The organism is Saccharopolyspora rosea, assembly GCF_025643595.1.
Classification (GTDB): Bacteria; Actinomycetota; Actinomycetes; order Mycobacteriales; family Pseudonocardiaceae; genus Saccharopolyspora; species Saccharopolyspora rosea.
The window spans coordinates 3,773,046-3,785,009 of record NZ_CP102826.1; the positions used below are offsets into that span (position 1 = coordinate 3,773,046).

General features: G+C 70.0%; 10 protein-coding genes. 2 read left to right on the forward strand and 8 right to left on the reverse strand.

The genetic code is table 11. From position 1 onward, the window contains the following. Window positions 1–71: 71 nt before the first annotated feature. Window positions 72–1,004, forward strand: a complete 933-nt coding sequence (locus NV263_RS17630) for a LysR family transcriptional regulator (RefSeq protein ID WP_317630337.1) — start codon at window positions 72–74, stop codon at window positions 1,002–1,004. Here the strand turns inward: NV263_RS17630 and NV263_RS17635 are convergent. The 4 genes from NV263_RS17635 to NV263_RS17650 all read right to left on the reverse strand — a co-directional run bounded on the left by NV263_RS17635 (window position 993) and on the right by NV263_RS17650 (window position 7,394). Continuing rightward, a complete protein-coding gene (locus tag NV263_RS17635; RefSeq protein WP_263247408.1) occupies window positions 993–2,105 on the reverse strand; it encodes an Mrp/NBP35 family ATP-binding protein in 1,113 nt (370 codons plus the stop codon). The two genes, NV263_RS17630 and NV263_RS17635, sit on opposite strands and share 12 nt — an antisense overlap. A 17-nt stretch (window positions 2,106–2,122) precedes the next feature. After that, complete coding sequence (locus NV263_RS17640) at window positions 2,123–4,960, reverse strand: molybdopterin-dependent oxidoreductase (protein ID WP_263247409.1); 2,838 nt, start codon at window positions 4,958–4,960, stop codon at window positions 2,123–2,125. A 19-nt stretch (window positions 4,961–4,979) separates the two neighbouring features. Continuing rightward, window positions 4,980–6,524, reverse strand: coding sequence for an NrfD/PsrC family molybdoenzyme membrane anchor subunit (gene nrfD / locus NV263_RS17645; protein WP_263247410.1), 1,545 nt, complete (start codon window positions 6,522–6,524; stop codon window positions 4,980–4,982). Window positions 6,525–7,190: 666 nt separating this feature from the next. Next, the gene (locus NV263_RS17650; protein ID WP_263247411.1) at window positions 7,191–7,394 is read right to left on the reverse strand and encodes a cold-shock protein; all 204 of its coding nucleotides are present in this window, start codon (window positions 7,392–7,394) and stop codon (window positions 7,191–7,193) included. A gap of 585 nt (window positions 7,395–7,979) precedes the next feature. Between NV263_RS17650 and NV263_RS17655 the strand changes: the two genes are divergently transcribed. Beyond that, window positions 7,980–8,357 carry a PH domain-containing protein gene (locus NV263_RS17655; protein ID WP_263247412.1) on the forward strand — a complete coding sequence of 126 codons (378 nt, stop codon included), beginning with the start codon at window positions 7,980–7,982 and terminating at the stop codon, window positions 8,355–8,357. A 116-nt stretch (window positions 8,358–8,473) separates the two neighbouring features. Here the strand turns inward: NV263_RS17655 and NV263_RS17660 are convergent, their stop codons facing one another. The 4 genes from NV263_RS17660 to NV263_RS17675 form a co-directional block, all read right to left on the reverse strand. After that, window positions 8,474–8,989 carry a hypothetical protein gene (locus NV263_RS17660; RefSeq protein WP_263247413.1) on the reverse strand — a complete coding sequence of 172 codons (516 nt, stop codon included), beginning with the start codon at window positions 8,987–8,989 and terminating at the stop codon, window positions 8,474–8,476. Between the two features lie 437 nt (window positions 8,990–9,426). Continuing rightward, on the reverse strand, window positions 9,427–10,737 hold the full coding sequence (locus NV263_RS17665; RefSeq protein WP_263247415.1) for an MFS transporter: 1,311 nt from the start codon (window positions 10,735–10,737) through the stop codon (window positions 9,427–9,429). 356 nt (window positions 10,738–11,093) lie between these two features. Continuing rightward, the gene (locus NV263_RS17670) at window positions 11,094–11,519 is read right to left on the reverse strand and encodes a VOC family protein (protein WP_263247416.1); all 426 of its coding nucleotides are present in this window, start codon (window positions 11,517–11,519) and stop codon (window positions 11,094–11,096) included. 193 nt (window positions 11,520–11,712) lie between these two features. Beyond that, window positions 11,713–11,913 (reverse strand): hypothetical protein, encoded by a 201-nt coding sequence (locus tag NV263_RS17675; RefSeq protein WP_263247417.1) that lies wholly within the window; start codon window positions 11,911–11,913, stop codon window positions 11,713–11,715. Window positions 11,914–11,964: the final 51 nt, after the last annotated feature.

The following is an 11,964-nucleotide window of genomic DNA, read 5'->3' on the forward strand; positions in this document are numbered from 1 at the left end:
CCGATCGCCCCACCACGAGAGGAATCCACCAAAGCTCCCGAACGCGACGTTGCTCTCGTAGGATTCGCGATGTGGCACCACTGTCGCCCCGGATGCCGGACATCGGCGCACTCGAAGTGCTGCTCAGCGTTGCGCGGCTGGGCAGCCTGAACCGCGCAGCCCGCGAACACGGCATCTCGCAGCCCGCGGTGAGCTCCCGGATCCGCTACATGGAGCGGCTGATCGGTGTGCCGCTGCTGGAGCGCTCCACCTCCGGTTCCCGGTTGACCCCGGCCGGTGCGCTCGTCGCGGACTGGGCCCGTGGCGTCGTGGAGTCCGCTGCGGTGCTGGACGCGGGGATCAGCGCGTTGCGGGGGGAACGCGCCCACGAACTGGGTGTCGCGGCGAGCATGACGGCAGCCGAGTACCTGGTGCCCGGCTGGTTGGTCGCGTTGCACGAGCGGGCGCCGGAGCTGAAGGTGTCGTTGCGGCTGGCCAATTCGGCTGACGTGGCGAACTCGGTCCTCGCCGGTGAGGTCGAACTCGGGTTCGTCGAGGGCCCGTCGGTGCCGGAAGGACTGGACAGCCAGGACGTGGCCGCCGATCGGTTGGAGGTGGTGGTGGCGCCGAGCCATCCGTGGAGTCGCCGGCGCACCCCGGTACCGGCGGCGGAACTGGCGGCGACCCCGCTGATCCAACGGGAACCGGGCTCCGGCACCCGGTACACGTTGGAGCGGGTGCTGGCGGACTTCGGACCGCTGGCCCCGCCGCTGCTGGAGGCTTCCTCGACGACCGCCGTCCGTTCCGCCGCCGCGGCTGGGGTGGCACCCGCCGTGATCAGCTCGCTCGCGGTGGCCGGGGACCTCGTGGATCGTCGGCTGGTCGCGATCCCGGTCGAGGGCATCGACATGCGGCGGGTGATCCGGGCGGTGTGGCGGTCCGGGAACCAGCTGTTGGGACCGGTGCGGGACCTCGTCGGGGTGGCGGCGCGGTCCCGGCACGCCCGACGCCGCTCACACGACTGACAGCGGCAGCGGCATCCCCGCGAGACCGCGCCGCACCACCGGCAGTTCCGCGGCGAGTTTCGCCACCGCCGTCGCGGACGGCGCATCGGGATCGCGCGCCACCACGGGAATCCCGGCGTCACCTGCTTCCCGCATGGCGGTGTCCAGCGGGATCTGCGTGAGCAGCGGAACGCCCAGTTCCTCGGCGAGTCGTTGCCCGCCGCCGGTGCCGAACAGAGGCGTCGCGGTACCGCAGGACCCGCACACGAGCAAGGACATGTTCTCCACGACACCGGCGATCGGCATCCGCTGGTCGCGCGCCATTCTGCCGACGCGGGCGGCGACGGTCTGCGCGGCGGGCTGCGGCGTGGTCACCGCCAGCAGTGCGGCCTGCGGCACCAGCTCCAGCAGCGAAAGCGCCACGTCACCGGTGCCCGGCGGCAGATCGAGCAGCAGCACGTCGAGAGCGTCCCAGTGCACGTCCACCAGGAACTGCTCCAACGCCTTGTGCAGCATGGGGCCGCGCCACACCACGGGTTCGGCGTCGTCGACGAAGAACCCGACCGACATCAACCGCACGCCGTGCGCCTCGATCGGCAGCATGAACCCGTTCAACGCGACCGGGTTGCGCCGCACACCGAACAGGTGCGGGATCGAGAAGCCCCACACGTCCGCGTCGAGCACGCCGACGCGCTGTCCCGACCGCGCCAGGGCGACCGCCAGGTTCGCCGTCACGCTCGACTTCCCAACGCCGCCCTTGCCGCTGGCCACGGCGTAGACGCGGGTCCGTTCGTCGAGCCCGCGCGCCCGCTCGTTCCGGATCCTGCCGGCCAGTTCCATGCGTTCCCGCTCGGACATGGTGCTGAAGCCGACCTCGACCGCGGTGGCGCCGGCGGCGGTCGCGGCGCTGGTGACGGCTTCGCGCAGCGACTCGCGCAGCGGGCATGCCTGGGTCGTCAGGGCGATCTCGATGCGCGCCCCGCCCTTGCGGTCCACCTCGACGTCGCGGAGCATGCCCAGCTCGGCGAGCCCGCGGTGCAGTTCCGGGTCCTCCACGGCACCAACCGCGGCGCGCACCGCTCCGCTGTCGGTGCGGGGTTTCGTCCGGTGCTTCGACAACATCGGCATACCTCCGTGGGTCAGGCGCGGAAGGCGCGGCGGACCGGGGGAACCGGGCGCATCAGGAACTCCGGGCGCCGCTGGCCCCCGGGGCCGAGCGTGGCGCGGGTCTTGGCCAGCCATTCCCGGTACACCGCACGGGAGCGCCGGGTGTCGACGTAGACGTCGCCGTAACGATCTTCCGGGCCGGCCGGGGACAGGGTGACCTTCTGCAACCAGCAGTGCATGCCCGACCACGGGTCGGGGTGCACCGCGAACGCGAGGTTCTGGTGCACGCCGGGGTCCTGCCAGTCGATGCGCGAAGAGTCCGGGTCATCGGAGTCGAACGGTTCGATTCCGGTCTTGTGCCGGAGCATGAAGGTGTGCTCGCCGTGCGGGTGGGACAGCTCGACCATGCCGGCGACCCACCGGCTGCCTTCTCCGGGGTGCAGCCGCCACCGTCCCATGTGGTGCGACAGCGCACACACGCCCGGCCGGATCCCTTCGGTCACCCAGACGCGGCAGACGAAGTAGCCGATCTCGGTGCTGATGCGCACCAGACCGCCGGTGTCGACCCCGTGGCGCCGGGCGTCGGCGGAGTTCAACCACAGCGGGTGGGTGTTGCTGATCTCGTTGAGGTATTTGGCGTTCCCGGACCGGGTGTGGATCAGCGTCGGCAGCCGGAACGTCGGCACCAGCACGAGCTCACCGGCGTCGATGTCGACCTCGCTGTGGGCGACGTGCGATCTGATGTACCCCGGGGTGGCGTGCTCCGGCCAGCCCCAGTCGCGCATCGACGTCGAGTACACCTCAAGCTTGCGGGACGGGGTGGGCCAGCCGGCGGTGATCGAACCGTCTTCGTGCCGCACACCGACGGAACCGGCCTCGCCGACCACCGGTGGCGCGTCCTCCAGCGTCACCGGCCGCCGGAACACCCCGTCCGCATCGGCTTGCGCGCCCTCCAGTTCGGCGTCGGTGAGTTCCCTCTCGTCCTGGCGGTAGACATCGTTGTCGATCTCCACGACGCCGTAGCGCCGCATGTACTCCAGCGGCGTCATGCCCTGCTCGGCGGCCTTCTCGGGCAGTCCCGGCACCTGGTTCTCGAACGTCCAGCGGTAGTACTCGTCGACGGTGATCTTCTCGCCGGGGCGGTACGGCGACTCGAAGTGCCGGCGAATGCCCAGCGCGTTGTCCGGATCGATGCGCCAGGACAGCTCGAACCAGAACTCGTTCTCCTCCCACACCTCGCCGGGGTTGGCATCGCGGGTGTCGGTGCAGTTGCGGCCGAGCCGGTCCATCGCGACCCGGCGCACCGGTTGGCGGAAGCCGAGCCACCGGCCCGCGTGCGTCTCGTAGGAGTGCGTGTCGTGGCGTTCCGCGCCGTGGCCCATGGGCAGCACGTAGTCGGCGAACTCCGCGGTTTCCGACCAGGTGGGGGTGAGCGCGACGTGCAGGCCGACCTTGCCGGGATCGGCGAGCTGCTGCATCCAGGTGAAGCCGTCCGGGTTGGTCCAGATCGGGTTGTACACGCGGGAGAAGTAGACCTCCAGGCGGCCACGGCCTTCGGCCAGGAAGTGCGGCAGCAGGAAGGACATCTCGTTGGTGGACAGCGGGTATTCGCGAGGCCAGGTCAGCTCGTTCCAGCGGTCGTGCGGCGCGGGCATCGCCGGTCCGTGCGGGATGAGCTTGTTCCAGCCGTTCGGGCTCGTGCCCCCCTTCTCCCCGATGCTGCCGGTCAGCGCGAGGACGAACCACAGCGCGCGGGCGACCTGCCAGCCGCCGAGGTTTCCGGCGCACGCCGAACGCCAGACGTGCGAAGCCAGTCGGCCGCCGCACGCGGCGACGGTCTCGGCCACCTCGGCGATCTTGGCGGCCGGGACCCGTGCCTCCTGGGCGGCGAACTCGAAGGTGTACCCGGCGTAGTCGGACTCCAGGAGGTCGAGGAAGGTTCCGAAGTCCGACGGCGCTTCGGGGTGCAGTTCGCGCAGGTAGGTCCGCCAGTTGAACCAGCGTCGCACGAAGACCTCGTCGATCTCGCGGGTGCGCAGCAGGTGCGCGGCGACCGCCAGCAGGATGGCGGCCTCGCTGCCCGGCCAGGGCGCCAGCCAGGTGTCGGCGTGCGACGCGGTGTTGGACATCCGCGGATCGAGCACGATCAGCTTCGCGCCGCCCTGCTTGCCCTCCATGATCCGCTGGGCGTGCGGGTTGAAGTAGTGCCCGGTTTCCAGGTGCGAGGACAGCAGCAGGATCACGTTGGCGTTGGCGTAGTCCGGCGATGGGCGATCGTATCCGGCCCACAAAGTCATGCCGAACCGCGCGCCGGACGAGCAGATGTTGGTGTGGCTGTTGTGCCCGTCGACGCCCCAGGCGTTCAGGAAGCGCTCGGCGAAACCGTCCTCGCCGGGTCGCCCGACGTGGTACATCACCTCCTCGTTGCGGTCCTCGACGATGGCCTGCCGGATCCGGGCGGCGATGTCGTCGAGCGCCTCGTCCCAGCTGACCCGCTGCCACTGCCCGGCGCCGCGGGCACCGGTGCGCTTGAGCGGGTGCAGGATCCGTTCCGGGTCGTTGAGCTGGTTGATCGTCGCCGGGCCCTTGGCGCAGTTGCGACCGCGTGAGCCGGGGTGCGCCGGATTTCCTTCCAGCTTCTTGATGGACAGGTCGTCCTTGTCGACGTAGGCGAGCAGCCCGCAGGCGCTTTCGCAGTTGAAGCAGGTGGTGGGCACCAGCGTGTACGAGCGGGGCACCTTCCGCGGATGCGCCTTGGCGTCGTACTCGACGTGGTGGTCCCAGGCGGACACCGGCGGGAAGTTGCGCAGGTGTTCGTGGTTCCGCGCGCCAGGCAGCGCAGGTTCGCAGCGCGGTTGCTCGTCGTGCATGGGCGTTTCCTCTCCCGATTCAGGACAGCGGAACGTCTTGGGCGGCGCGCACGAACACGCTCTCGTAGGCCAGCAGCGCGCCCTGGACGAGGACACCGGCCAGCACCGGGAGCGCTGCCGACGTGCCCTGCCAGCCGGTTGCGGCCGCCACCGCGGCCACGGCGGCAGGCGCGACGCCGCCGCCCCAGAACAGGCGCGCGTAACGGCCGCGGGTGATCATGTGCGCGGCGGCCTGGGAATTCCGGGTCGGGTGCCGGCCCAGGTGTTCCAGCAGCAGCATCACCACGTGCAGCAGGGTGCTGATCGCCAGGCTGCGGGCGACGAGTGCGACGGCGTCGCCGGACGGGTCGGCGAACGCGGAAGGCAGCAGCAGCGCACCGGCGCCGACCATCACCGCCTGCACGATGAGGTGCCAGAACAGCAGTGGGGACTGCCACAGGTCGCGGCCTTCGGCCTGGCCGAACAGGAATCCGGTGTACCCGGCGGTGAGCGCCGCTGCCGGCACCGTTGCCCAGGCCAGCGGGTCCAGCACCGCGTCCGCGGTGGGCGCGTCGAGCACGCCCGCGGCGGCCAGCACGCCGGTGCACAGCCAGGCGGTCGCGATGGCGGCGAACGCACCCAGCACCACCGCTCCCCAGACCAGCCACGATGTCGGGTTGGGTTTCAGCAGCAGGTACAGGAACCTCTTGGGCTGCTTCAAGTCCCACACGAGCAACACCCCGGTGGCCGCCACCCCGATGACACCGAGCGCCGGCGCGACGAGGCTCCCCAACGGCCCGAGGTCGACCCCGAGGAAGCGCGCCAGCGCGGCGACCAGGAGTGCACCGGCACCGAACGCCTTGGTCCACAGGTAGGTGGTCACCCGCCATCCCCACGGGCGCGGGTGCGCCGTGTTCAGCGTGGTGCGCGCGCGGCCGACCGGGTCGACGGGCAGGTCCCTCGACGCCTCGCGGCGGTGTTCATCCGGCCGCGCCCAGATGTAGGACTCCCCGGTCGGCGCCGCCAGCGGATCCAGGACGGCGCGGTCGGCGCCGAGGTAGAAGACGTTCGGCCCGGTGTTCTGCTCGGGCGCGCGCACCTGGACGGGATTCTCGTTGACCAGCTTGGCGATCCCGCTGTCCGGATCGTCGAGGTCGCCCACCCAGATGGAGTGGGTCGGGCACACCACGACGCACGCCGGTTCCAGGCCCTCGTCGACCCGGTGGGCGCAGAAGTTGCACTTGGCGGCGGTACCGGTATCGCCGTCGATGTAGATCGCGTCGTAGGGGCAGGCCTGCATGCAGCCCTTGCAGCCGATGCACCGTTCCCGGTCGAAGTCGACGATGCCGTCGTCGCGCGTGAACAACGCTTTCGTCGGGCAGATGCGCACGCAAGGCGCGTCCGTGCAGTGGTTGCACCGAAGCACGCCGAAGTCCCTGGTGGTGGCCGGGAAATCGCCGGACTCCACGTACTTGACCCAGGTGCGGAACTGGCCGACCGGCACTTCGTGCTCGGTCTTGCACGCAACGGTGCAGGCGTGGCAGCCGATGCAGGTCCGCTGATCGATGGCGAAGCCGTAACGCACGTCGCACTCCTGGCCAATGCTCGAAGGGGGAAGCCAATCGCGGTCGGTCGAACGGGAAGGTTCGGCGCTCCAGCACCTCTGGGCGTCGAGGGCCCGCCCTGATCAGACCGTAGATCGGTTCACCCGCATCGACATCAAAGGCCGGTGTTGAGGGGTATCAGGCGACCTTTGGGCCGGTGCGCCGGCTCGTCCGGCACTGGCAGCGGTTTTCGGACGTCCGAAGGATCGCGCGACCTGGCGCGGACGTGGATCGTCGCGGCAGCGGGCCGCGAGCAGCCGAAGACGTCGGGAACCGTCCCGCTGCAACCGGGTTCGGCTCTACCGGGAGACGAGAGGGTGACCGGTGCGCATGCACGTGGCGACCGGTCGGAGTGTTGCGCGCCCTGCAGTGGGCAGCATCGCCGCGGGCGCAGGTGCACTGCGGCGACGGGAGCGATCGGCACGCCTCAACCGCGGCGTCCGAGCAGGCGGGGTGGCCAGCACGTGCCGACGGGACCGCAGATCCCGGCCCGCACGCGACGCGCGGGCCGGGATCTCAGCTGGGTCTCAGCACCTGCCTTGGAACCTGCTCCCGGAAGGCGTGGTAAGCGGCCTGAGCCGCTTACTCTTTCGGTGAGCGGTCTCGCAACCGGCACCGCCACCCGAAAGGAGTTCGAAGACGGGCTTTCAGAGCGCGCGGACGAACTCGGCCTGCGGGCCCTTGGGGCCCTGGGTGACGTCGTAGGAGACGGCCTGGTTCTCCTCAAGGGTTCGGAAACCCGCGGCGTCGATGGCCGAGTAGTGCACGAACACGTCCGGCCCGCCGCCGTCCGGGGCGATGAAGCCGAAGCCCTTCTCGGAGTTGAACCACTTCACGGTTCCCTGAGTCATGTGCGTCTCCATTCGGGAGCTGGGAGGTATCACGAGGCACCGCACCGCGCGGCAACCCCGGGCCGGAGGATCTCAGACGGCGGCTCTACTCCAGCTACACCAAAGACAGCAGCTCGCCCGCATCAACATCCTGCGAGCGTGCACGAAACACGAACCCAGAAACAACGACCGCCACGAACGCTACACGCCACGGGCGACCTCCGCCACCCCCACCCCACCGGACGCGCTGCTGTCCGCGGGCGCGGACGCGGCCAGTCCTCGCCCGGCGACGACCCGACCAGGCGGACACCGCATCCGCGCAGCGACGGCCCGGGCTGCTGGCGATCGAAGTCGGGACGCGCGCCGCGGACGCCGCACACACATTGTCCACATTGGATTCCCGGATGTCCGTTCGTCCCGAACCGCAAGGCCATCCCCGACTCGCTCGGCCTCGGTCCGGCGACGAACCGCGGAACCCGGACCCGGGCGCGTCGGGCACCGCTCGGCACGGATCGCAGCGGCGTCGCGCCGAACCCGGAGGGAGCGACATCCGGGGGTTCGCTACCGTGATCGCTCGGCATCGGATCTTCGGCAGGGAGTGCGCGCATGGGGCTTTTCGACGGAATGCTGGGCAACGCTTCGCACGTCGATCCCCGGACGGCAGCGCAGGAGTTCGGGCGCCTGCTGGCGCAGGGCGAGCAGATCCACGCCGCCTACCAGATCATCCGGGACGCGCTCCTGTTCACCGACCGACGTCTGATTCTCGTCGACAAGCAGGGCATGACCGGCCGCAAGGTCGAGTACCACTCGATCCCGTACCGCGGCATCACCCATTTCTCCGTCGAGACCGCCGGCACCTTCGACCTCGACGCCGAACTGAAGATCTGGCTCTCCGGCACCGCCGAACCCATCACGAAGCAGTTCGGCAAGGGCGTCGACGTCTACGAGGTCCAAGCCCTCCTGGGCACCTACGTAGCGCGCTGATCCGTCGCGGCCGCGGTCGACGTGATGGCGCTCAAGTCCCGAGCGCTGGGGAGCACTCGGCATCGAGGGCGCCGGTGATGCGTCCGGCCCTGTGAGCCCGCGCGGACTGGAGTGCGCTACTGCACTTCCTCGGGAGTTCCCAGAACGCGCACGGCGTAGGAGAGGCGCCTGAGGTATGCCTCCTCGTTCCGCACGGCGGCGTCGACGTGGAGGACGAGCGGGACTCCCAGTTCCAGATCGGACTTGACCCCCAAATCCCAGTCCGTGTAGCAGCGGTTGACCGCAAAAGCGGCGCTCTCGGGCCGGCCTTGGTTTTCGATGGAGGCCAGCGCCGCGGATGCCGACCACATCAGCGGCTGGACGACCCAGTGGGTCATCGGTGGCTTTGGCGTGACGAGCTGCAGCGCGTTGATCGCCTGGTCCACGCTGATGTCGAGCTTGAGCTTCTTCGGCGTCCATTCTTGGTCGCCGCGCACGTTGACGACCGCTACACCGGTGAAGTCCAGCATCGCGTTGCTGCTCACTGATTGTCCCTGGCCGGAGGGCAACCAATAGCCCATCGAGTGCACCGACTCCAGGGACTGCACGCTCACTTCCTCGGAGACCGTTTGATCGACTTCCGCCTCGGTCATGGCCAAGCCCCCCTGCGGTCAATTCGACCGAAATCGCCATGGGTTGGATTCCGCATACGCTACCGTTGGCCGGAGAATTCGAGGCAGAGGAAAAAGTCCCAGGCGAAGCCGTGAAACCTTTCCGGGGAAGCCCACCGGGCCGCGCTCCCGAGCCACGGGTGAACGGCTTTCGCCCAACGAAATGCGGGTACCGCGCTGCGGGCCACAATCTCGTTCCGGGGTCTGCACCACGCGGACGCACCGAAAGTCCGCGGCATGCTCGGATGGCCGCATTCGAAACGCGGCGCCGCTGCGCCGTCGGGGCGCGAAACTCCGTTTCCAATTATTGTGATGCGACTTGCCAGCTCGCTGAATCCGGCGTTTACCAGGACTCCGGCACGTTCCCGCTGGGCGAGGGCGTGGACGTGGTGTTCGACCCGTCCCTCCGGCGTCGCGGATCAGGCCAGCTCGGAATCCCGGGTCTCCCGCCCGGCCAGCAGCGCCAGGAAGGTGATCGCGCCGACGGCCGCGAGGTAGAACCCGACCCAGCCGAGCCCGTAGGACCCGGCCAGCCAGGTGGCGATGTAGGGCGCGACGGAGGCGCCCAGCAGGCTGGCGATGTTGTACGACACCGAAGCGCCGGTGTAGCGCACCGCGGTCGGGAACAACTCCGGCAGCACCGCGCCCATCGGCCCGAAGGTCAGCCCCATCAGCCCGAGCCCGACCACGAGGAACGACAGCACCGCGATCGGCGACCCGGCGCCGAACCACGGCCCCATGAGCAGCCCGAAGGCGATGATCGCCGCAGTGATCACCAGCAGCGTGGGCCGCCGCCCGTACCGGTCGGCCAGCCACCCGGCGACCGGCACGGTGAGCCCGAAGAACACGACGCCGACCAGCAGCAGCACCAGGAACTCCGAGCGCGAGTAGCCGAGCCCGGTCTCGGCGGTGCCGTAGGACAGCGAGAAGACCGTCATCAGGTAGAACAGCACGTAGGTCGCCAACATGGTGAACGTGCCGAGCACCAGGCCCTTGAAGCCGGTGCGGAAGACGTCGAGGAAGGGCACCTTGGCGCGCTCGCCGCTTTCCAGGACCTTCGCGAACGCCGGGGTCTCGTGCAGGCTCAGCCGCACCCACAGCCCGACGATCACCAGCACCGCCGAGGCCAGGAACGGCACCCGCCAGCCCCAGGACAGGAACGTCTCGTTCGACATGGTCTCGGACAGCAGCAGGAACAGGCCGTTGGCGACGAAGAACCCGATGGGCGCGCCGAGCTGCGGGAAGGTGCCGAAGAAGGCGCGCTTGCGGGCGGGGGCGTTCTCGGTGGCCAGCAGCGCCGCGCCGCCCCACTCGCCGCCGAGCCCGAGCCCCTGCCCGAACCGGCACAACGCCAGCAGCAGCGGCGCCACCACGCCGATCGCCGCGTACCCCGGCAGCAGTCCGATGAGGACGGTGGAGATCCCCATCGTCAGCAGCGAGGCCACCAGCGTGGACTTGCGCCCGATGCGGTCGCCGAAGTGCCCGAACAGCGCCGAGCCGACCGGCCTGGCCACGAACGCGATCGCGAAGGTCGCGAGCGACTGCAGCGTGGCGGCGGTGGCGTCCCCGGTGGGGAAGAACAGCTTGGGGAACACCAGCACGGCCGCGGTCGCGTAGACGTAGAAGTCGTAGAACTCGATCGACGTGCCGATGAGGCTGGCCACCACGACCTGGCGGGTGGAGTTGCGACTCGCCGCCTGCGAGCCGGCTGGGGCCTGTCCGACCGCCATGGGCCGCCTCCCGTTCACGCTTTCGGATCAATGCGGTGCGGTGGGAGCTTATCCCCGACCGACCGCCCATCGGGAACGGACTCCCACAAAATGGACGCCAGACTCGATTCCGAAACGCTGACCTGCTCCGATGCGACCAGCAGGACGACGACCAACCCGGGCGGTGGACGGGTCGGTGCGAGAAGGGGCGTGCTCCCCCGGCCGCTGGTGCGGCCGGGGGACGGGTTCCGGGTTCAGGGGGTGAGCAGGGTCTTGATGGCGCGGCGCTCGTCCATCGCCCGGTACCCCTCGGCGGCCTGCTCCAGCGGGAGGGTGAGGTCGAAGACCTTGCCCGGCACGAGTCGCAACAGCTCCGATCAGTGCGACTCCCCCTCACCGGAGTCCGCTGGTGGCGCGAAGAACTCAAGCGCGATGTCGTCCGGATCGCGGAACGACAGACCGGACCCGTAGTGCGCGTCGACGATGCCGCCGTGCTCGATGCCGAGCTCGTCGAGCCTCCTGGCCCACGACTTGAGCTCCGAGCGGTCCGCGCACGCGAACGCGAGGTGGTCCAAACCGGTCCGGTGCTCGTCGAACGGCCCACCCGTGCCGCCTCCCGGGTGGCTGTGCAGGCCGAACAGCTGTCCACCGGCGAGCTCGAAGACGGTGTGGTGGAAGCCGCCGGTCGGCTCGTCCTCGTCGAGCACGGGTTCCGCGCCGAACAGGGTGCGGTACCACCGGGTGCTGCGATCGAGATCGGACACGGTGATCGCCACGTGGGCGATCGACGGGAACGCAGGCATGGTTCTGCTCCTCGCGCGAAGGTCCTGACCGACGTCGGCGACCGCGTCAGTGCGGCGCAGGTGCTTCGCCGCGACGGGTCCGCCCGCGCCAGCCATGTTGGAACCGCCCACTGCGCGGCGCGAGTCCGGGCTGCGAGCCGCACGTGCGCACGGGCTGGTTCGCCGTCCAGCCCGCGTCAACGCCGTCTCCGACCTACTCGTCCTCGCCGTCCCGCCCGTCGCCGGTGTCGAGGATCCAGGCCGTGTGCCCGGCGGTGTGCCCCGGGAGGGACCAGGCCCGCACACCGTCGGCGATCTCGTCCCCGTCGGCGGCGGTGGTGGTGCGTTCGTCCTGACCGGCCAGCACCGGGCCGGCCCCGGGGGCGATGCCCGCCAGTTCGCCTTTCCCGAGCACCCACCGGGCCCTGGGGAACAGCGCCGAACAGGGCCACAGCGGTGCGGCCGT

Excerpts from the sequence above, each read along its gene's own strand:
- NV263_RS17635 (WP_263247408.1), bottom strand. The coding sequence starts at position 2,105 with ATGTTGTCGAAGCACCGGACGAAACCCCGCACCGACAGCGGAGCGGTG.
- NV263_RS17640 (WP_263247409.1), bottom strand. The coding sequence starts at position 4,960 with ATGCACGACGAGCAACCGCGCTGCGAACCTGCGCTGCCTGGCGCGCGG.
- NV263_RS17650 (WP_263247411.1), bottom strand. The coding sequence starts at position 7,394 with ATGACTCAGGGAACCGTGAAGTGGTTCAACTCCGAGAAGGGCTTCGGC.
- NV263_RS17655 (WP_263247412.1), top strand. The coding sequence starts at position 7,980 with ATGGGGCTTTTCGACGGAATGCTGGGCAACGCTTCGCACGTCGATCCC.
- NV263_RS17660 (WP_263247413.1), bottom strand. The coding sequence starts at position 8,989 with ATGACCGAGGCGGAAGTCGATCAAACGGTCTCCGAGGAAGTGAGCGTG.
- NV263_RS17665 (WP_263247415.1), bottom strand. The coding sequence starts at position 10,737 with ATGGCGGTCGGACAGGCCCCAGCCGGCTCGCAGGCGGCGAGTCGCAAC.
- NV263_RS17670 (WP_263247416.1), bottom strand. The coding sequence starts at position 11,519 with ATGCCTGCGTTCCCGTCGATCGCCCACGTGGCGATCACCGTGTCCGAT.